Here is a 21357-nt window from a genome sequence, read left to right as displayed (position 1 = left end):
AATATTCAATTGTACGTTTATCAAGTTCCATTGCGAGTCTATTGACGTCAACCATATCAAATGCGACATTTGGATAAACCATCTTTAAGCTGATACTTAAAGCACCATATCCACACCCAACATCCAATACTGATTTTACACCTTCTAGATTAACGGTGTCAAGTAGTGTTCTTGAACCGAAATCTACACTATCCTTAGAGAAAACACCACGATCACTATGAAACTCAATAGAATGTCCTTGATAATCGAAGTGAATAATCGTTGGTCTGCTTTCTATTTCATCATTTGTATAATAGTGTGACATTCTCATTCCTCATAAGAAAAAAGCCCTAAGATAGGGCTTTTATAATTGTGTTTGTATTAAATTACTTTAATTCAACAACAGCACCAGCAGCTTCTAAAGTTTCCTTTAACTTAGCACCTTCTTCAGCTGGTACGTCTTTCTTGATTTCAGATGGAACCTTGTCAACTAAGCCCTTAGCATCAACTAGTCCTAAACCAGTGATTTCTCTAACAGCCTTGATAACTTTAACCTTTGTAGGTCCAACTTCCTTAAGGATTACTGTTACGTTAGCAGCAGGTCCTTCTTCTTCAGCAGCAGCAGCAACTGCAACTGGAGCAGCAGCTGTAACGTCGAACTTTTCTTCGATTGCTTTTACTAATTCGTTTAATTCTAAGATTGTAGCTTCTTCTAAGTAAGCTAAGATTTCATCAGTTGTTAACTTTGCCATTTTAATATTCTCCTTTATTTCGATATTAAGCAGCTGCTTCTGCTTCAGCAGGAGCTGCTTCTTCTGCAGATCCGTCTGCTTCTTTGTCAGCTACAGCCTTAACAGCTCTAGCAACTTTTGATACTGGTGCCTTTAAGCAAGCCAATAACATTGATAACATACCTTCTTTGTTTGGTAACTTTGAAAGTTCCATAACTTCTTCTTTGCTCAATAATTTGCCTTCAACGATTGCAGTCTTGATTACAAGAGCTTCGTGATCCTTAGCAAATTTTGCTAGTACTCTAGCTGGAGCAACAGCGTCATCATGACCAAATGCAATAGCGTTTGGACCAGTTAAGAATTCATCTAATTCCTGTTTACCACAAGCTTCTGTAGCACGAAGAGCTAATTTGTTCTTATAAACTTTAAGTTCTACATTTTCAGCTCTTAAAGCACGACGAAGTTCAGTAACTTCATCAACAGTTAAGCCACGGTATTCAGCAACTACTACTGACTGAGCGTTAGATAACTTATCAGTGATTTCGTCGATGACTGCCTGTTTAGCGACTAATACTTTTTCGTTAGCCATTGTTACACCTCCATAAAAATTTTATTGCAACAATATACACGTTATATTAAAACCCCTAGTTTACCTAGGGGTTTGTCATTTTCATACATGACAATATCCCTCGGTAACAAATTGAGACTTGCGTCAGTTACTGTCTACGGTATATTGATTGCGGCATTAATAATTAAGCAGCAACTTTTACTGCTGGACCCATTGTAGATGAAACTACGCAGTTCTTAACGTAAGTTCCTTTAACTGCAGCAGGTCTGATTCTTAATAATAAAGCATGGATAGCTTCATAGTTTTCAACTAGCTTAGCGCTGTCGAAAGATACACGACCGATTGGAAGATGTACGTTACCATCTTTATCAGTTCTATAATTAACTTTACCGCCCTTAGATTCATTAACTGCTTTAGCAACATCCATAGTTACTGTACCAGTCTTAGGGTTTGGCATTAATCCCTTAGGACCTAAAACACGTCCTAATTTACCAAGCTTAGGCATCTGATCAGGAGTAGCGATCATAACATCGAACTCTAACCAACCTTTAGCGATTTCATCTAAGATTTCCTGGCCACCAACTACGTCAGCACCAGCATTTCTAGCTTCTTCAGCCTTTGGACCTTCAGCGATAACACAAACTCTCTTTGTTTTACCAGTTCCGTTAGGAAGCACGATAGCTCCACGTAACTGCTGATCTGCATGTCTAGTATCAAGGTTTAACTTGAATACAAGATCAACACTTGCATCGAATTTAGCAGTATTAGTCTTCTTAACTAATTCAATTGCTTCTTCGATTGAGTATAGCTTGCCAGCTTCAATCTGCTTAGCAGCTTCTACATATTTCTTTCCTTTTTTTGACATTTTCTTTCCTCCTTAAGTGGTCTTAACGGATAGACCTCCCACTGTAATGACGGAATTCAACTCCATCAGATTGCTAATTAATTAAGCGTCTAAGCCTTCTACTTTGACACCCATGTTACGTGCTGTTCCTGCAACGATTTTCATTGCTGCTTCTAAATCATTAGCGTTAAGGTCAGGCATTTTGTATTCTGCGATTTCCTTTAACTTATCAGCACTTAGAGTAGCAACAGTCTGCTTTGAATCACTTGCAGCTTTCTTGATACCACAAGCCTTCTTGATCATTTCAGCAGCTGGAGCTGTCTTTAATACGAAATCAAAGCTCTTGTCTTCATAAACAGTCAAAATTACTGGTACAGTTTCACCATGACGATCTTTAGTCTGATCGTTGAATGCTGTACAGAATTTTGGCATCTGAATTCCTGCACCTGCTAGAGCTGGTCCTGGTTTAGCACCACCTGCTGGGAACTGGATCTTCATAATTCTTACTACTTTTTTACCATTATTTGCCACGGTACACACCTCCATTAAAATATTGTCCGTGCTGTGGTTCGTTTGGGCCGAAACCCTCCCACGCATTTGACGCCATGCGTCGATTACCAATTATACATAATACAAAGCAAAAATCAATGCTTTTTTAATTTTTTTTGACTTTTTTTACTCAATTGATTTTAAAGACTCTACCATATTCACTTGATCAAGAATATGACGCATCGCCAGATTGATAATAATTGTAAAGCCCACTGTCATACCAAACGCAATTAAATAGATATAAAGCGGCATTGTACGAATAAATAACATATTATCCATTTCTACCGTCAATACAACAAATCGATGAAGGAAATAACCAAAAAACATACCAAGAGAGGCACCAATCAAAGAAAGAATGATATTCTCTCTAAAGATATAGTCACAATATTCTTTACGATGGAATCCTAATACCTTGATTGTTGCGATTTCACCTTTACGCTCGCCAATGTTGATGTTCGTTAAATTATAAAGAACAATAAAACAAAGTAAGGCAGCACATCCTGATAAGATGGCAACAATAATATTTAATGAAGACATTCTTTGCTGGAATTCATCAAGTGTTGCAGTGAGTCGTTCCATACTACCAATATCATGATGATCAAGATAGTTCTTCAAGGCGTTGATATTTGATTTCTTTGTATTCATATCTACATAAAGTATAGAAGCAGATGGTTTCATACCAGTCAGATTTTCATAGAAAGTCTTACTCATATAGACTTGATGATTGACATAGTGTTCTACGATATCTGCCACCTTGACTGTGTATTTACTATTATTAAGAGAGAAAGTAAATGTTTCTCCTTTTTTCACATTCAGCTTTTCTGCAAGCTTCTGTGAGATAACAACACCCTCATCATTTAAGATAATCTTCTTTTTTGTTTTATAATCCTTAAAGTGAATAAAATTCTTAATTTCATCCGCATTGTCATACACAATCATCGTACTATAATAATCTTCACTATTGCCTAGTACTGTAATATTTTGACGCATAGCACTCGTTAAATTATGAATACCTTCTAGACGCTTGATCTTATTTTCAATCTTTTTTGTATCCTCTACATTACTATTAAGTTTAATAAGTGCATCATATTTATATACTTCTACATATTGTGAAGGAATGATTTCAGAACAGCTGTTCTTAACACCAAATCCCAACATGATTAAGGCTGTGCATCCCGCAATACCAATAACAGACATCCAGAAACGTTTTTTGTAACGGAATAAGTTTCTCATAGTCACCTTCTGATTGAAGTTCAATCGTTTCCAAATAAAAGGTATACGTTCCATGAGTATTCTTTTACCTGCCTTAGGTGCTTTAGGACGCATCAAGACAGATGGTGTAGAAACAAGTTCCTGTAAACAGACACTTAATGTTGCAAGTAATGTAACACCAACAGAAATAAGTATAGTTACAAGTGAAATAGACCATTTCTGTACCAGTACTGCTGATTGATTAATGCCATACATTAAATATGTGAATAAGAAATAGATAATACGAGGGAATGCCTGATTACCTACTAATATGCCTAAGATACAGGCAAAGAATGTTGCTAGAAAAGCATAGACAATATATTGCATTATAACATCCTGTTTACTATATCCTAGTGCACGAAGTGTTCCACAATAGCCTCTTTGTTCTTCTATCATACGTGTCATAGTTGTAAGAGATACTAAAGCAGCTACTAAGAAGAAGATGAGTGGGAATACTTGTGCAATAGATGCAATGGCCTGTTTATAGGATTCATAAGTCGCAATACCGACATTTTCACTTTTAGTAAGTGAATATAGAGTGCCTTTGGGAATCTGACTTAATTGTGATTCTGCTTGTTCTATTTGTGCTTTTGCCTGATCTAGCTGCTCTTTTGCTGTGTTGAGCTGAACCTTCGCATTATTCTCTGTGACTTCAAGTTTACTTTGCTGGATATTAAGTTCTGCTTCAGCTTCATCTAATTGTGATTGGGCTTTTTCTAATTGTATACGCCCTTCTAGTAATTGGCCTACGCCTTGAAGTTTCTGATTAAACTGACCCAAACTTTCATTCATCTCAGTAAGTATCTTTGTATAAGCATCCTCTGCTGATTCTTTATCCTTAATACTACCTAGAGTATCTTTAATAGAGTTCTGAAGTGTTTTGATTTCCTGATCTATTTTCTTAGTTTCATTATAAGCCTGCTGTGAGGCTTGAGTAACCTGTGAGGCTTTCTTTAAATAGACCTTCTTTTGTTCATAGAACTGAATACGTGCTTGAGCTAACTTCACCTTACCCTCTGATATCTGTGAATTAAAAGAATCTAGATTACGCTTATATTCCTGATAACCTTCTTCATATTGTTTCTTTGCATCATCTAACTGTGATTGCATATCTCCTGTTAATTGATCATATTGATCACTTATTTCTTCAGATAATGTACTCTTGATACGTGTATTTACTGTTTCAATCATATCATCATAATCAGAACTAAATAAATCATACTTCTGGGCACCTTCTACATCTACAAGTAAAGAAGTATATAGATGATCATTGTTTCTTAACTGGGCAACCTTACTATTGAGTCCTAGTTCTCTTGCCCCATCATTTAACACTTCCACAAATCCACTATTGGTTCCATCACCTAGTGTATTGGTGCCTCTATCTACATTACTGATATATCGAGGATCATTCACAATACCTACAATCTTATATGTCTTAGTCCCATTATCATTAGAAAGTTCAATCGTATGACCAATTTTGTAATTGTATTTACCTAGATTGACATCAATAATACATTCATCTTCTTTTTTAGGATAACGTCCTTTTACTATTTCAGGACGATCCAGCATATTTTGATCATAGTGATCCTGTGAATAAACAGTGACACCTGATTTACCATCCTTATGTGAAAATAAAGCATCAAACTGATAACATGGGACAACCTTCTTTACACCCTTAAGGCTTCTTACCTTTGCGACATCTTCATCAGAAAAGCCAAGTGTCGCAATATAAGTAAGATCGGCATAATTATGATTATTGAGATATGTATCTACACTAGAAGCCATTGTATAAGGGGTATTTCTTAATCCTGAAAAGACTGCAGCACCTAAGAATATAATCATGAAGATGGAAAAGAAACGTCCTTTAGACTGACTGATGTTCTTAAAGACAGTTTTCCAATAGAATTTCTTTTTTACCATTCAATATTATCGATGGATTCAGGATGTTCATTATATTCCTGTCTTTCCACTTTTCCATTCTTAAGATGTATGACTTGATCAGCCATTGGGGCAAGGGCTGAGTTATGTGTAATAACAATTACAGTCATTCCATAGTTATCACACATACTTCTTAATAAACCAAGAATTGATTTACCTGTTTGATAATCAAGTGCACCTGTTGGTTCATCACATAATAATAGTTTAGGATTCTTTGCGATAGCACGGGCTATGGCTACACGCTGTTGTTCTCCACCTGATAACTGTGCTGGGAAGTTATCTTTACGGTCTCCAAGACCAACACGTTCTAGAATATCTACTGAATTAAGTGGATCCTTAGAAATCTGAGAAGCAAGTTCTACATTTTCTAATGCTGTTAGGTTCTGTACCAGATTATAAAACTGGAATACAAAGCCAATATCATCTCTTCTATAATCTGTTAATTGTTTATCATCATAAGTCGCAATATTATGACCATCTACAACAATAGTGCCACTTGTAGGTGTATCCATGCCACCAAGCATATTTAATATAGTTGTTTTACCAGCTCCAGAGGCACCTACAATAACTGTGAATTCACCTTTATTTACTTTAAAATTCACACCATTATTTGCATAAATAGTGACATCTCCCATTGTATAGCTTTTCACAACATTCTTTAGTTCAATAAATGCATCCATACACTTAACCTCCTAACATTATTGTAAGTGATACCATTTTTATCTTCAAGCACAAAAAAAAGACATGCATAAGCACGTCTATTCTTCGATCTTCTTAAGCTGAATTAATTCCAAATCAATAGGAGTAAGGTTACCTAAGAAATCAACAAGTACTGTTGCTGTTTCTTTTTCTTTATCGATAGATTCTACTTTACCACTCTTAGCTGCAAATGGTCCAGCAAGAACTTCTACATAATCACCTACACCAAAATCAATTTCTACAGCTGTAGTCTGTACACCCATTGACTTTAAGATTGGATCTAATTCTCTCTTATTTACTGGGAAAGGTTTAGCCCCTCCACCAGATGATCCGATGAATCCTGTAACACCTGGTGTATTACGAACAATATACCAAGCTTCATCAGTCATGATCATTTCTACAAGAACATAACCAGGGAACATATTTACTGTCTTGTTCACTTTCTTACCGTTCTTGATTTCTGTTTCAACATGTTCTGGAATCACAATATTGAAAAGGATATTCTGAAGTCCCATTGATTCAACACGTTTTTCAAGATTTTCTTTTACTTTATTTTCATGACCTGAATATGTATTAACAACATACCATTGTCTTCCTTCATTATTGGAATCATGAGTTTCTTCAGTATTTTCTACTTTAGTTTCTAATTCTTCTGCCATATTAACTTAACCCCAATGTCTTTAAAATTAATGCAATTAATGCATCTGCGCCATAGAAATAAACACCTAGAATTACTGTAAATGCAAGTACTACAAATGCATCACGAGCTAATTCTTTCTTTGTTAACCAATGAACATTTTTAATTTCCTGACGAATACCTTTTAGAGAAAACCATTCTTTAAATTTTAATGGATTCTTATCTTCTTGTTCTTCTAAACGTCTTTGACGTTCTAATTTTTTTGCTTTTCTAAGCTCCTTGCGTTCCTGCTTAAGCTTTTCTTTTCTAGCCTTATCATCCATGGATGCAGCCTCCTTATTTCGATTCTCTATGTATCGTATGCTTACCGCATTTCTTGCAATACTTACGTAATTCTAAACGTTTTACATTTGTTCTGTTATTCTTATAAACTGAATAATTACGTGATAAGCATTCCGTGCATACTAAGATTACCTTTTCTCTCATCTTATCACTCCTTAACCTAAATTAATTTATCATAAATACACAATATCGTCAATTGATAATTAAGAACTCCCCTAATGGATGTGCTCTTAATTTAGTCATTACACGATAAACACTGTTATAAACACACTTTATTGAAATATTAAGCATCAGTGCCACCTCTTTTTCAGGATATCCTAATAAAACAAGATGAAAGATCTTTTGATCTCTTTCTGATGTCTCATTCTGGATAATCGCATAAATAAGTTCCCAGATTTTTTCTAGATTCTGTGCCTTTTGTGGAGAGTACTCCACTTTTTGATCTGCAATCAATTCACCATAAGTGCGTGAATCTTCATAGTTCACAATCTTATCTAGAGAAACAGATTTCTTTTCATAACGAGTAAAGAAAGTATATTGTTTCTTGAGTAATGATTGCATCTTTTTAATAATACAGCTTTTCGCATATACATCAAATGTAGTATCCAAGTCATCACGATAGCTCCAGAATACTTTATCGAAGGTAATCAATCCTACCTGCAATAAATCCTGTGGTTCTAGAGACATAGATGAGATATACTTCATCTTTCTCATCACTGCTTTGACTAAAGCATCATAATAACTATAAAGATATTGTAATGCGACAGGATCATTAGATCTTGCTAAATAAATCAGTTCCTTTAATGTACGATCATCCATAGATCATCCTCCTCTTAAAGAGGATGACGTGAGTTATGTACCTGATAAAGTAATACGGCAGTAGCTACAGAGGCATTGAGTGAATTGACATGACCTACCATTGGTAGAATGACATTCATATCACAATGTTCTTTTACTAAACGAGAAATACCAAATCCTTCTGATCCAATCACAAGAACTAGTGGCATATTGTAATCTACAGCACGATAATCTGTAGAGTTATCTAATTCACAACCTACTACCCAGAATCCTTCTTTCTTTAAAGAATCTAGAGTACGAGATAAGTTAGTTACCTGAGCCACAGGAACATGGTCAATAGCACCAGTTGATACCTTTGCGACTGTCGCATTTAAACCAACAGAACGCTTCTTACCAATAATAATACCATCTACACCAATTGCATCACATGTACGAATAATAGCCCCTAGGTTGTGAGGATCTTCCATACCATCAAGCATTAATAAGAGTGGCTGTTTTCCTTCTGGAATGTTACGTACGATATCTTCTAAAGGTGTATAGTCATAACCATCAATTAAAGCCATTACACCTTGATGGTTTACATTCCCTACAAGTTTAATAAAGCCATTTTTATCCGTCATCCTCATTTTTATATTATTCTTGCGACACAACTTCACAATATCATCATTCTTTGACTGGTTCTGAATCATTACTTCATGAACCTGTCTTGGTCCTGTTAATAGTTCTCTGACGGTGTTTTTACCATAAATCCATTCTTTCACTTTGTCACTTCCTCTTCTTCCACATATTTCTTAAATAATTCAAATATTTCATCTAATCTTTCTGTCTGCTTAGTGAGATAAAGATGTCCAATCATTGATTCAAAGCCAGAAGACTGGTTATGTACAACAACTGATTTATTCTTAACTGAATGTCCTTTGCAGTTACGCCCGCGTTTGAATAAGCGCACTTCTTCTTCAGTAAAGAAGTTTTTAGAGAGGGCATATTTCATAAAACCTGCATGGGCATAAGCACTGACATATTTAACAGAAGCTCTTTGTAATTCATGAGGCTTCATAATTCCCTTCCCTGTGAGTAAATATTCACGGACATATACTTCAAAGACTGCATCACCTAAATAAGCAACAGCGAGCGCATTCATTAACTCTGGACGCATTATAGAATGCCTCTTTCAGTTAATTCTTTTCTAACACGGTCTGCTTCATCAAAGTTCTTTTCTTTCTTGTAAGCATTCCATTGTTCATATAAAGCAATATCTTCTTCAGATAATTTAGTACCTTCAAATAAGAAGCCTAAAACATCCCCCATCTTAACAAGAGTTGCATATTCAGTTGCAATGACATCATTGTCTTTTTCTCTCACACGCATCACCTGATTCAATACTTTTACCTGATCTAATACTTGTGTTAATGCAAGAGATGTATTTAAATCATCTTCTAATGCATTGACCATTGCATCCACAGTTTCCTTCTTATAATCATGAGCAGGAACATGATTCACCTGTAAATATAAAGATGCATTCTTAGTCGCATTTTCTACCTTAGATACTTCTTTACGTACACCTGCAATGACATCATCTGTCATATTTAATGGATTACGATAGTGAGTAGATAACATCAACCATTTGAATACATTGCATCCAAATTCTACAATTAAATCCTTAGCCCATAATACATTACCTAAAGACTTAGACATCTTTTCACCATCGATATTGATCATCTGGTTATGCATCCAATAGTTGGCGATAGGATGTCCATTATAAGCCATAGACTGAGCAATTTCATTTTCATGATGAGGGAACTTTAAATCCTGTCCTCCACCATGGATATCAATCTTACCATCTTTGAATAGCTTATTAATCATGACAACACATTCAGTATGCCATCCTGGTCTACCTTTTGACCAAGGTGTATCAAACTGAATACCTTCATTTGTTTTCTTCCATAATGCGAAGTCAGTTGTACTTTCTTTCTTCTTGTCATCTTCAGATAGAGTACGATCACTTGCACCCGCAATCAAATCTTCTACCTTAATACCTGATAACATACCATATTCTTTAACCTTAGTAACACGGAAATAAACATCTCCATCTACTTCATAAGCATAACCCTTATCAATTAGTGCCTGGATGAAATCAATGATTTCAGGCATAGTTTCAGTGACTCTTGGTTTATATGTAGGATCTTCAATGTTTAATCCTGCTCTGACATCTTCATATGCTTTGATATATTTATCAGTCAATTCTTTTTCTGTAATACTTTCTGCTTTAGCAGCTTTGATGATCTTATCATCTACATCTGTATAGTTAGATACAAAAGTCACATCATTACCTAAATATTCAAAAGTACGTCTTAATACATCAAACACAATCATTGGGCGTGTATTCCCAATATGAGCATGGTTATAAACTGTAGGACCACAAATATAGATAGAAACTTTACCTTCTTCAATAGGCTTAAATTCTTCTTTTTTGTTTGTTAATGTGTTAAATAGTCTCATAACATCCTCCTCAAATAAAAAAAGCTCATGATAAAGACAATCCACCTTACCATAGCTTTTCACTCTTAACGCAAGTCAAACGTTCTTTCTTTCAAAAAGACTCAGATGGGTGCATCCTAGAACCTCCCACTAGATGCTTTCACCACTTCATCCTCGCTGTAAGCTTCTTGTTCTATTCATTCTCATCTATAATTTATTTCACTATATCAAATTATCGCCTATTCTTCAAGACAAACGCCGTTCTTATTTCTTTGTATCAGTTAATTTTTTTGATAACTTATCTAAACCTTTGGATGTAAGAGACAGACTTTTGGCTCCAAAGTCTTTCAAATCATTCATACCATCCTTGAATTCTTCAGACTCAGTGACCTTTTTTATACCTTCTTACGCTTTCTTATAAGTGTCTGATTCAGAAATAGTGGTTGCTGCCTCTTTCGCACGATTAACACATTTATTAACGTTCTCTTCACTTAATATTTCTTCTGTATTCTCTTTTACCTTCTGAATACCTTTTTGTACTTCTTCACTTTCAGCAAACTCTTTGACTTTATCTAATATACTCATAATATCATCTCCTAAGCAAAAAGATGGAGGAAACTCCCCCCATCTTTGTATTAACCAAGTAATGAACCAAATACTCTTAAGTATTCATCAGCTGAACGGTCCCAGTCTAATTTTTCAGTCATAGCACGATAAATTAAACCATTCCATTGATCTTTATCATCATAGTAGATATGTAATGCATAATCGATAGTGTCCATCATTTCATGAGCATTATAATTAGCAAAACTGAATCCAGTACCAGTACCATCAAATTCATTGAATGGCTGAACACTGTCTTTTAATCCACCAGTTTCTCTAACGATAGGAATTGTACCATAACGTAAAGACATCATCTGAGATAATCCGCATGGTTCAAATAATGAAGGCATTAAGAACATATCACAGCCTGCATAAATACGACAAGATAAACCAAAATCATATTTTAACTGTAATGAAATCTTTGGATTACCAAAACCAGCAATTTCTTCTAATGGTTCTTCATATTTCTTATCACCAGCACCAAGAATTAATAACTGAACCTTTCTCTTCAAGATTTCTTCCATACGATTAAGGATCAAGTCTAAACCCTTCTGCCATGTTAATCTAGTTACAATACCAATAAGTGCAACATCAGGATCCTGTGGTAATCCTACCTCAGCCTGTAATGCAAGCTTATCCTTCACCTTTTCAGTATAGACGCTATTAGCGTTGAAATGGTAAGGAATATTTGGATCTGTTTCTGGGTTATTTGTATCATAATCGATACCATTCAAAATACCATAAAGACCATCTTTACGCATAGCAAGGATACTCTGTAATCCTTCACCATAAGCATCTGTTAGAATCTCCTTGGCATAAGTTGGAGAAACAGTTGTAATTGCATCTGAATAAAGAATAGCTGCTTTCATCATGTTCATGCAATCATCATTACGTACATTACCATTATAATATAAATAGTTATCTAAACCGAATAGATCATTCAATAAGAATGGATCACATTTACCCTGATAAGCGATATTATGGATTGTGAATGTAATCTTCACATTACCATAGAAATCATAATAGCAATATCTTTCTTTGTATAAAGGCGCAATCATAGCAGTCTGCCAGTCATGTAATGACAAGATATCTGGCATGATATTTAAACGAGATAAGCATTCAAGAACTGCAAAGTCATAAAATGCAAATCTTTCATAATCATCATCATACCCATATAAACCAGGTCTTCTGAAATATTGTTCATTATCCACAAAGAAATAAGTCACACCATCATATACTGCCTTAAAGACACCACAATAGCATCTTCTCCATCCTACCCATAAATAGAAGTTAGTCACATATTCTAAAGTTTCTGGAAACTTGATATCCTGATACTTAGGGAGAATGACATAACATTCATGACCTTTCTTCACAAGTTCTTTTGGTAAAGAACCGATAACGTCAGCGAGCCCTCCAGATTTAATATAAGGAAGTGCTTCACCAGCAGCAAAAACGATTCTCATTAGACAATGTCACCTTCTTTGACATACAATGGATCACTTGCATCGCCAATAAGTTCTTTTACATGTTTTACCTTAGCATCTTTATCCATAATAACATTTTCAAGATGAGCACCTGCTTCTACTGAAGAACCACTAAATAGGATAGAGTTCTTAACAACAGCACCTTTACCAATCTTAACATTACGTCCTAAGATACTATTTTCTACAGTTCCATCAACAAATACACCGTTCGCAATATAAGAGCTCTTTACTTCAGCATCCTTTAGATACTTTGAAGGTGGTGTATCGTTAGTATTTGTGAAAATTGGCCAATTAGACTTGAATGCCTGAGTTGATACATCGATATCAAGGAATTCAAGAGATGTCTTGAAGTAAGCTGCATATGAATCAATACATTTTGCGAATCCTTTATATTCATAAGCGTTGATCTTCATTTCATCTTTTAAATAATTTAAAGTATCTCTTAAATCGTAGAATACAGATACTTTCTGTGCTTTATAAAGCATCTTGATTAATGCTTTTCTATTAATTACATAAGTTTCAAGTGAGATTGAACGATCCTTGCGATTACCTTTATTTAATTCAAAATCAACAACCTGCTTGTCCTTAATCTTTAAGAAATCAGAACCGATAAATGCTTCATTCGCATTCTTAATTTTCTTATATACTACAGTCACATCACAACCAGATTTTTCATGTGCTTCTACAACATCAGAGAAATCCATAGTAGTAATGCTATGTGCTGGAGAAATAACAACATAATCTTCAGTTGATTTTTCTAAGAATGCAATATTTTCTAACATATTGTTGATGTCATGGTTGTACATGTTACTGTTTGCATATTTTTCATCATATAATAATGAAATACCACCTCTTTTAGAGTTAAAGTTCCATGCATTACCAGAACCAATATGTTTTAATAATGATCTTGGTTTTTCTTTTACTAAAATACCAACTTTATCAATATGAGAATTTGAAAAGTTAGATAATACGAAGTCAATAACACCATAACGACCCAAGAAGCTAACTGAAGCAACTGGACGTCTTTCTGTTAATCCTTTCAAAGATACATCACTATGTAAATTGATTAATCCTACTACATTTGCCATTTGCTCTTCACTCCTTATCTGCCATTATCACTTACTAAAGCGACTTCTTTTGCTTCATCATTCACAACTGTTCCAGCTTTAACTACAACGCCTTCATCAATAATTGCTTTCTTGACAACAGCGCCTTCTTCAATAAGAACACCAGGCATTAATACTGAATCAATAACCTTAGCACCTTCACCTACGTTAACATTATTGAATAAAACAGATCCTTCAACTTCACCATTAACAACACATCCCTGTGTAACTAATGAATTCTTTACACTTGCATCTTTACCAATTAACTGTGGTTTACCAAGTGTATCTTCTGAGTAGATCTTCCAATCTTTCTTGATGTTATAAAGATCAAGTTCTTTATCATCAAGAAGGTCCATATTTGCCTGCCATAAGCTTTCAACAGTTCCTACATCTTTCCAATAGCCATCAAAAGTCCAAGCATATAACTTCTTCTTATCTGCAAGCATGGCAGGAATAATATTCATACCAAAGTCATGCTTACTGTTTTCATCTGCTGCATCAGCAATTAAGTATTTACGTAATTCTTTATAACTGAAGATATAAATACCCATTGAAGCCAATGTAGATTTTGGTTTTTCTGGTTTTTCTTCGAATTCATAAATATAGCCTTTATCATCTGTATTCATGATACCAAAACGGCTTGCTTCTTTTAATGAAACATTTAGTACAGCAACAGTTAAATCTGCACCTTTTTCTTTATGCACATTCAACATTTCTTCATAATCCATCTTATAAATGTGGTCACCAGATAAGATCAATACATATTCTGGATCATACTGATCTAAGAAGCTAATATTCTGATAAATTGCGTCAGCAGTACCTGCATACCAAGTAGCACCTACTTCTCCTCTTTCACGTGCTGGTAAAATTGCAGCAAGTGAGTTATTACCATCAAGACCCCATTTAGTACCTGAACCAACATAAGTTCCTAATAGTACTGATTCGTACTGTGTTAAAACACCTACTACATCAATACCTGAATTGGCACAGTTACTTAGTGGGAAGTCGATAATACGATATTTACCACCAAAGTAGACAGCAGGTTTAGCAACTTTCGCAGTTAATTCTTTTAATCTTGTTCCACGGCCACCGGCTAGGATCATAGCAACGATTTCTTTACCCATTTCTCTATCTCCTCCTAAAAATGTAATCGCTTTCTTTTCGATAAATCTATTCTATCACAATTGCTGCAATTATGATAGTTATAAGATTCATTTTCATTAAATTCCTCTATTTATTATACTACACATCTATTACATTTTAAATATAAAAAAGTCAGACTTACGTGTAAGTCTGACTTAATAATTCTGTTTTAAATATTTTCTTACAGAAGAAATAAAATGAAGTGAACCTGTAATAACAAGCTGATCATGCTTAAGTAATGCGACTTTAATAGCTTCTGCAAAATGTGGGACTACAGTTACAGAACTAAAGCTGCGATAACCATCTAGATCAGATGCACGTTCATCATTAAATGATGTCAAATAAATTGGATAACCTGCTTCATCGATCAGTTCAATCATTTCATCTACATCTTTATCCTTTAAACCTGAAAAGATAAAGACTGTATCTTCAGTACGGACATACTGCACTGTACTTAGTAACGCTTTAATACCATCCGTATTATGCGCACCGTCAAGAATAACTTGATGTCCTGCTACAGTCATCATTTCAAAACGACCATACCATACAGCACTTTCTATCGCCTTTTCAGTTGTTTCTGAATCTAAAGTAATAAGTTTATTCGCAATAGTAAGAGCTAAACGTGCATTCGCAATCTGATAAATTCCCTGATTCTTTAAAGTAAAGGCCATATCACGATAACGGAAATGGAATGGATAACGTGATACCTGATATTCAGGTACAACAACCATTGTCGCACCCATTGCATCACATTGTTCCTGTAATCTTGCAAGTACTGTTCCTTCTACTTCACTTGTAATAAAGTATTGTCCTTCTTTAATGATTCCCATCTTTTCATTAATGACATCATAAAGACTAGGACCAATCTGATCTAAGTGGTCATTCCCAATATTAGTGATTGCACTAATAATTGGCCAAATGACATTTGTCTTATCATTAGCACCACCAATGCCACATTCAATAATACGATAATCTAAGTCATGAGTAGAGAAATAATCTAACATGATTAAAACATCAATTTCAAACATAGATAGATTCTTTTCTTCAATGACTGATTCATATTTATTAATCAGTGCAAGTAAATCTTCATCGCTAATAGGACGATCATCAATACGAATACGATCATTATGCTTAATCATATAAGGAGAAGTAAATGTTCCTACATGATATCCATGCGCATTTAAAATACTTCTTAGATAGTTCACTGTAGAGCCTTTTCCATTTGTACCTGCAATATGAATCATATTCTTCTGTTTTGTATCAATACCTAATTCTTCTAGAATTCTTCTAAATGATTCTATTGTATTCTTATGTCTCTTAGATTCAATATATGCGATTGCTTTATCTATATTTCTAAACATTAATCAATCCTCCAATCTATTGGTTCTATCCCTTGACTAACAAGAAATTCATTAGTACGAGAAAATGGCTTAGAGCCAAAGAAACCACGATGAGCACTCAAAGGAGATGGATGCGCACTTGTAATGACACAATGTTTATTTGTATCAATCATACTGGCTTTGTTTTCTGCCTGACGTCCCCATAAAATAAACACAACAGGCTTTTCACGTTTATTCATCTCTTCGATAATATGATCAGTAAAGATTTCCCAGCCTTTACCTTTATGAGAATTTGCATATCCTTCCTGTACTGTTAAGACAGTATTCAAAAGAAGAACACCCTGCTTTGCCCAGGCTGTCAAATCACCATGATTTGGTATATCAATACCTACATCATCATGAGCTTCTTTATAAATATTCACAAGTGAAGGTGGTATGCGTACGCCTTTATTCACACTAAAAGCTAAACCATTGGCTTGATGTAATTCATGATAAGGATCCTGACCTATAATAACAACCTTTATATCTTCATAATCACAGAAATTAAATGCATGCAATATATGATTATGAGGAGGAAATATTGTTTTAGAAGCATATTCTGCTTCTACAAATTTATGTAATGCTTGATAGTAAGGCTGTTTAGCTTCATTTTCAATAATAGATTTAAATGTCTTCATGAAAAATAAACTTCTTAATTAATTCTGCGACTACACCTTCATTATTATCTGCATGCGTTGTGTAGTCACATGCTTTTTTAACATCTTCAACTGCATTACCTGCAGCGACAGCTAAACCTGCTTTTTTAAGCATTGCCATATCATTATAGTTATCTCCAACCGCAATAGTTTCTTCTATCTTGATACCTAATTGATCTGCAAGATGCTGGAGTCCTACTCCTTTATCTACGCCTTCCTTATTGAATTCCATATAACGGTTAGAAGAATAGCTTACTGAACATCCTTTAGTAATGTCTGCCATTTTTGGTTCTAAGCTCATTAAATAAGGCACATCCACATTCTGATATAAAATCTTTGCGATAGTGGCATCCTTTAAGAAATCAACACTATTTTCTTTTGGATAAACAACTTCAAGCTTTTGGTGCTTGATTCTTTCTGCTTCAGATTCACTTAAGTTATATACATAAAGTGTATCATTTGTATAAACATGTATGCAGACATCCTGTTTTAAACCAAATTCAAAGATTTCCTTCATCTTATCAAATCCTAAGCCATTGAATTCAATAATACGATTATCTTTATTCTCAGTTAAAGCAGCACCGTTAAAGCTTAAAACATATTCTCCTTCCATATCTTTTAAACCTAACTGTGTAAGTTCAGGCAAGATCTGCATATAACCTCTTCCTGTTGCTGGCACAAACTTCACACCACGTTCCTTCACTGCTTTTTGAATCCAATAAATATTACTTTCTGGTACAACATGGTCATCGTTTAATAAAGTTTCATCTAAATCACTTGCAATTAATTTATATTCCATCTCTTATGCCCCCTTTAATACAAATGTTTCTATTACTTCTTTCACTGCACCTTCATCAAAATTCTTTTCACAGACATAATCACTGATTTCTTTAATATCATCATGAGCACAGCTCACACAGGCTCCTAGTCCTGCTTCCTTGATCATTGACACATCATTATAATTATCGCCAATCGCAATTGTATCATTAATATCAATATTCAAATAATCTGCAAGCCACTTTAAACCTACACCCTTATTAATACCAATCGCATTACATTCTAGATAACGTTCAGAAGAGAAAGTGAGTTCTACTTGGTCTCCAATATCCTGATACATCTCATCACGTAATTCCTTCAAATAATTCATATCTCTCTTTACCAAAAGAATCTTTGCGATAGATTCATTTTTTAAGAATTCAATCTCATGATCATATATCACCTTCATTGGCGTTTTCTGTTCAATCTTTCTATTTACTTCAAATTCATCTGGATTATAAATATAACAGCAGTCTAATGTAAAAACGAGCATGCAAAGATTTTCTTTACATCCATAATCAAAACATTTCTTTAATAATTTATAATCAAGCCCCTGGAAATGAAGAATCTTAAAGTCTTTATTCTCTATTACAAGACCACCATTAAAACAAATAGAATATTCACCAGGCATATCATATGTACCAATTTCTTTAAGAATATCCCCAATCATTCTATGAGATCGTCCCGTTGCAACTACAAAACGCAAACCATGCTTTTTAGCCTCATGTATTGCCTCCTGATTAAATACAGGAACATGCTGTCCTATAAGAAGTGTTTCATCTAAATCTGATAGCATCATTTTATACATAATCATTCTCCTCCATATAAATAAGACATAAAGACTGGTACTCTATTTCTCCAGCAGGCTTCACTATGTACATCATGTTCAAAGACACGATACATATAGTCAATTCCTTTTTGTCTTATTAAATATTCTATTTCATTATTAGACCATAAATAATCCTGACTCAAAGAGTCATCATCATAACCTTCTTTACCACCTACATCAAAATAGAAACGTTCAATTCCACTTAGGTCACTTGTCTTCACTAAATCAATAAATTCCTTTTGATAGAGCCAATAAGCAGTTGAAACTGCAGCACCTTTATGAAATACATTTGGATGCTTCATACAGGCATACGCTGTAATAATACCACCAGAAGAACTTCCTACCATAGCAGTATTATCTTTAATAGTTCGAAAGCGGCGATCTATAGAGGGCTTCAAATCATGAATCAGCCACTGACAATAGTCTTCTCCTGTACCTTTAATTATCTCATGAGAATCATCACGCATTAATGTACCACTTTCTACATCCCATGGCCCATACTCACTTGCACGACCATATTCACTAAAGACACAGGGAATAGCCACAACTATGACCTTCATCCCACTTCTTTTTAAATAATCCTCCATACCCCAGCTGACACCAATATAAGCCTGATCATCAAAAAAGGCATTCTGACCATCATTCATATAAAGAACAGGATATCTCTCTTCACTTTGATAATAGTCATCAGGAAGATATACAATTATATTTTTATCTCTACATTTATTATAAATCTTTTGAAACATACAATCTCCTTACAAAAACAAATAAGCCTCATGCTTATTTATTTTCCGGTAGAATAATCACTTCTTCACCATTTTTAGAAAATATATAATGACTACGTGCATAACGTACTACATAATCACTATCATTCAAACTATCTACTTCTTTTGCGAGTTTTGCTTTTTCTTTCTTTAATTCATTCTCTTGTACAACAAGTTTCTGATAAGTGGCCTTTTCAGCCTGGATATGCTGTACTTTTGCGATTAAAGTATAAATAAGAAATACAGAAATTATAAGAAATACAATTCCATATATGTTACCCATTCTTTTCTTCTTTTTAGCCATTCGAGTCAACTCCTTAACTACTCGCATTATACCATTATTCTGCTATTAAAAAAAGAACCTTACAAAAGGCTCTTAGTAAATAGTTTCTTCTTCTACTTTTTCTTCTTTAATAATTTCATAAAGAGAAGATGCTTCATCCTTTAATACATGGTCTTTAAGCATCAATACTTTCACTGTTAAAATAGTACGTCCAAAGCTAACTTCTATTTCATCGCCAATTTTCAATTTAGTAGCAGGTTTAGCTACTTTACCATTTACTTTAACACGTGATGCTTCACTTATTTCTTTAGATAATGTTCTTCTCTTAATAATACGTGATAACTTTAAAAATTTATCTAATCTCATTATTTATCCTCTTCAAATAATCCATTCGCAAATATAAAATCAATATCTTCTTTCTTAAAGAAGTCATACTGTTCTTTTTCTTTAATTGTCCAGGCACCTATTTTAATATGTCTACTTTTTAAATCTACTATTTCTTCATGTGTTAAATAAGAATAACGACTATGAATACCATCTAAATGATGATCAATCACCTGCTGTTTACACTTCTTATAACCTCTTAGTACAATTAAAGCATAATAAGAATCAGGCATTAAAGCACGCATATTTAATAATCTTTCTAGACTTGTAGAAGAAAAATAAATACGATCTGTCATATGATGTTTCATAATCACATCTCTTAGTTTTTCTTCAAGACCACTAGATACAGTATCCTTGATTTCTATATTCAATAATTTATCGGTAGAATCAAGTAATGTCAAGAGAGAATCAAGCGTAGGAATCTGTTCTGTGATATCCATCTTATTATTATAATTATATTGACGTGCTTCTTTAAATGTCATATTTCTTAAAACACCTTTACCATTACTTGTACGATTGATCTTATCATCATGTAGTAACAGAAGTTCGCCATCTTTTGTCATCTGTACATCTGTTTCTATCCCTTCAAATGAAGAATTAACTGCTTTTTCAAAAGCAGACATTGTGTTTTCTGGAAATAAATCACTATATCCTCTATGTGCTAATCTTTTCATTATAATCATCCTTTCTAGCAAAAAAAGCCAGCGTTCAGGTCACTGGCATGAGGCAGTTGAAGAGAATCGGCAGGTGCTAATGTTCTCTTCCTACTCCATTATAACATCTTTCTGTAATAAAGATAGCCATAAAAGGTTAATTCTAAATTAAAGGATTTACGAGAAAACAAATTTATCTAAAGAAACGGCAGAAATCCCCATCTCAATATAAAACATAGGTGGGTAATGAATGCCGATGATGAATTTGTTTGAGAAATTTTGGAATAGTGAGAGTATAAAATATATGGGAAGCTTTTTTTCCTAAATCTATAAAAAGGAGGCTAAATATATGTATCTTACAGTCAAACAGCAGGTAAAGCATCTGTCTAAGGAAGACTATCGTTCCATCAAGGAATTATGTCATATTGCAAAGAATCTTACTA

At 34.2% G+C, this 21357-nt stretch carries 26 protein-coding genes and 1 other annotated feature; all 26 genes read right to left on the bottom strand.

Translation table 11 applies throughout. The features are described from left to right. The coding region (locus tag ACT8VG_RS00560; protein WP_444194998.1) for a methyltransferase at nucleotides 1-304 on the bottom strand (304 nt) is incomplete at its 3' end. A gap of 61 nt (nucleotides 305-365) precedes the next feature. Beyond that, nucleotides 366-731 carry a 50S ribosomal protein L7/L12 gene (gene rplL / locus ACT8VG_RS00555; protein ID WP_006505726.1) on the bottom strand — a complete coding sequence of 122 codons (366 nt, stop codon included), beginning with the start codon at nucleotides 729-731 and terminating at the stop codon, nucleotides 366-368. A gap of 25 nt (nucleotides 732-756) precedes the next feature. Then, a complete protein-coding gene (gene rplJ / locus ACT8VG_RS00550; protein WP_187012006.1) occupies nucleotides 757-1299 on the bottom strand; it encodes a 50S ribosomal protein L10 in 543 nt (180 codons plus the stop codon). Between the two features lie 37 nt (nucleotides 1300-1336). Beyond that, nucleotides 1337-1457 (bottom strand) — a sequence feature (ribosomal protein L10 leader region). A gap of 5 nt (nucleotides 1458-1462) precedes the next feature. Continuing rightward, on the bottom strand, nucleotides 1463-2143 hold the full coding sequence (gene rplA / locus ACT8VG_RS00545; protein WP_217107113.1) for a 50S ribosomal protein L1: 681 nt from the start codon (nucleotides 2141-2143) through the stop codon (nucleotides 1463-1465). Between the two features lie 81 nt (nucleotides 2144-2224). Beyond that, the gene (rplK, locus tag ACT8VG_RS00540) at nucleotides 2225-2668 is read right to left on the bottom strand and encodes a 50S ribosomal protein L11 (RefSeq protein ID WP_117459723.1); all 444 of its coding nucleotides are present in this window, start codon (nucleotides 2666-2668) and stop codon (nucleotides 2225-2227) included. 129 nt (nucleotides 2669-2797) lie between these two features. Then, nucleotides 2798-5842, bottom strand: a complete 3045-nt coding sequence (locus ACT8VG_RS00535; RefSeq protein WP_187012004.1) for an FtsX-like permease family protein — start codon at nucleotides 5840-5842, stop codon at nucleotides 2798-2800. After that, nucleotides 5836-6540 (bottom strand): ABC transporter ATP-binding protein, encoded by a 705-nt coding sequence (locus ACT8VG_RS00530; protein ID WP_117459352.1) that lies wholly within the window; start codon nucleotides 6538-6540, stop codon nucleotides 5836-5838. The genes ACT8VG_RS00535 and ACT8VG_RS00530 overlap by 7 nt, the downstream gene beginning before the upstream one ends. Before the next feature lie 78 nt (nucleotides 6541-6618). Next, nucleotides 6619-7218 carry a transcription termination/antitermination protein NusG gene (nusG, locus tag ACT8VG_RS00525; RefSeq protein ID WP_022425226.1) on the bottom strand — a complete coding sequence of 200 codons (600 nt, stop codon included), beginning with the start codon at nucleotides 7216-7218 and terminating at the stop codon, nucleotides 6619-6621. Nucleotide 7219: 1 nt separating this feature from the next. Beyond that, nucleotides 7220-7519: a preprotein translocase subunit SecE gene (gene secE, locus ACT8VG_RS00520; RefSeq protein ID WP_022425227.1), complete on the bottom strand. Its 300-nt coding sequence runs from the start codon at nucleotides 7517-7519 to the stop codon at nucleotides 7220-7222. Between the two features lie 13 nt (nucleotides 7520-7532). Further along, complete coding sequence (rpmG, locus tag ACT8VG_RS00515) at nucleotides 7533-7682, bottom strand: 50S ribosomal protein L33 (RefSeq protein WP_006505734.1); 150 nt, start codon at nucleotides 7680-7682, stop codon at nucleotides 7533-7535. A 48-nt stretch (nucleotides 7683-7730) separates the two neighbouring features. Continuing rightward, nucleotides 7731-8357: a sigma-70 family RNA polymerase sigma factor gene (locus ACT8VG_RS00510; protein ID WP_117459353.1), complete on the bottom strand. Its 627-nt coding sequence runs from the start codon at nucleotides 8355-8357 to the stop codon at nucleotides 7731-7733. 14 nt (nucleotides 8358-8371) lie between these two features. Then, entirely contained in the window at nucleotides 8372-9097 is a 726-nt protein-coding gene (gene rlmB, locus ACT8VG_RS00505; RefSeq protein ID WP_444194997.1) for a 23S rRNA (guanosine(2251)-2'-O)-methyltransferase RlmB, read from the bottom strand. Then, nucleotides 9094-9492 carry a Mini-ribonuclease 3 gene (locus tag ACT8VG_RS00500; RefSeq protein ID WP_187012000.1) on the bottom strand — a complete coding sequence of 133 codons (399 nt, stop codon included), beginning with the start codon at nucleotides 9490-9492 and terminating at the stop codon, nucleotides 9094-9096. Before ACT8VG_RS00500 ends, rlmB begins: the two co-directional genes overlap by 4 nt. Beyond that, nucleotides 9492-10835 (bottom strand): cysteine--tRNA ligase, encoded by a 1344-nt coding sequence (gene cysS, locus ACT8VG_RS00495; protein ID WP_444194996.1) that lies wholly within the window; start codon nucleotides 10833-10835, stop codon nucleotides 9492-9494. Before cysS ends, ACT8VG_RS00500 begins: the two co-directional genes overlap by 1 nt. A 384-nt stretch (nucleotides 10836-11219) precedes the next feature. After that, nucleotides 11220-11399 carry a hypothetical protein gene (locus tag ACT8VG_RS00490; protein WP_444194995.1) on the bottom strand — a complete coding sequence of 60 codons (180 nt, stop codon included), beginning with the start codon at nucleotides 11397-11399 and terminating at the stop codon, nucleotides 11220-11222. A gap of 50 nt (nucleotides 11400-11449) precedes the next feature. Continuing rightward, nucleotides 11450-12880, bottom strand: a complete 1431-nt coding sequence (glgA, locus tag ACT8VG_RS00485) for a glycogen synthase GlgA (protein ID WP_444194994.1) — start codon at nucleotides 12878-12880, stop codon at nucleotides 11450-11452. Beyond that, complete coding sequence (gene glgD / locus ACT8VG_RS00480) at nucleotides 12880-13989, bottom strand: glucose-1-phosphate adenylyltransferase subunit GlgD (protein ID WP_444194993.1); 1110 nt, start codon at nucleotides 13987-13989, stop codon at nucleotides 12880-12882. Before glgD ends, glgA begins: the two co-directional genes overlap by 1 nt. A 14-nt stretch (nucleotides 13990-14003) precedes the next feature. Next, nucleotides 14004-15131 (bottom strand): glucose-1-phosphate adenylyltransferase, encoded by a 1128-nt coding sequence (locus ACT8VG_RS00475; protein WP_117459360.1) that lies wholly within the window; start codon nucleotides 15129-15131, stop codon nucleotides 14004-14006. A gap of 174 nt (nucleotides 15132-15305) precedes the next feature. Beyond that, nucleotides 15306-16511 (bottom strand): bifunctional folylpolyglutamate synthase/dihydrofolate synthase, encoded by a 1206-nt coding sequence (locus ACT8VG_RS00470; RefSeq protein ID WP_444194992.1) that lies wholly within the window; start codon nucleotides 16509-16511, stop codon nucleotides 15306-15308. Next, nucleotides 16511-17167 carry a uracil-DNA glycosylase gene (locus ACT8VG_RS00465; RefSeq protein WP_117459362.1) on the bottom strand — a complete coding sequence of 219 codons (657 nt, stop codon included), beginning with the start codon at nucleotides 17165-17167 and terminating at the stop codon, nucleotides 16511-16513. The genes ACT8VG_RS00470 and ACT8VG_RS00465 overlap by 1 nt, the downstream gene beginning before the upstream one ends. Next, complete coding sequence (locus ACT8VG_RS00460; RefSeq protein WP_117459363.1) at nucleotides 17154-17984, bottom strand: Cof-type HAD-IIB family hydrolase; 831 nt, start codon at nucleotides 17982-17984, stop codon at nucleotides 17154-17156. Before ACT8VG_RS00460 ends, ACT8VG_RS00465 begins: the two co-directional genes overlap by 14 nt. Before the next feature lie 3 nt (nucleotides 17985-17987). Next, on the bottom strand, nucleotides 17988-18809 hold the full coding sequence (locus tag ACT8VG_RS00455) for an HAD family hydrolase (RefSeq protein ID WP_288704283.1): 822 nt from the start codon (nucleotides 18807-18809) through the stop codon (nucleotides 17988-17990). A 2-nt stretch (nucleotides 18810-18811) separates the two neighbouring features. Then, on the bottom strand, nucleotides 18812-19576 hold the full coding sequence (locus tag ACT8VG_RS00450; protein WP_444194991.1) for an alpha/beta hydrolase: 765 nt from the start codon (nucleotides 19574-19576) through the stop codon (nucleotides 18812-18814). 34 nt (nucleotides 19577-19610) lie between these two features. Then, complete coding sequence (locus tag ACT8VG_RS00445; RefSeq protein ID WP_195921243.1) at nucleotides 19611-19898, bottom strand: septum formation initiator family protein; 288 nt, start codon at nucleotides 19896-19898, stop codon at nucleotides 19611-19613. Between the two features lie 72 nt (nucleotides 19899-19970). Then, nucleotides 19971-20243, bottom strand: coding sequence for an RNA-binding S4 domain-containing protein (locus tag ACT8VG_RS00440; protein ID WP_295137504.1), 273 nt, complete (start codon nucleotides 20241-20243; stop codon nucleotides 19971-19973). Continuing rightward, entirely contained in the window at nucleotides 20243-20935 is a 693-nt protein-coding gene (locus ACT8VG_RS00435) for a glycerophosphodiester phosphodiesterase family protein (protein ID WP_444194990.1), read from the bottom strand. The genes ACT8VG_RS00440 and ACT8VG_RS00435 overlap by 1 nt, the downstream gene beginning before the upstream one ends. Nucleotides 20936-21357: the final 422 nt, after the last annotated feature.

It is taken from the genome of Catenibacterium sp. (assembly GCF_052354645.1).
Taxonomy (GTDB): domain Bacteria; phylum Bacillota_I; class Bacilli_A; order Erysipelotrichales; family Coprobacillaceae; genus Catenibacterium; species Catenibacterium mitsuoka_A.
Note: the sequence above shows the minus strand (reverse complement) of the source record. Positions and strands in the feature narration are given on the sequence as shown.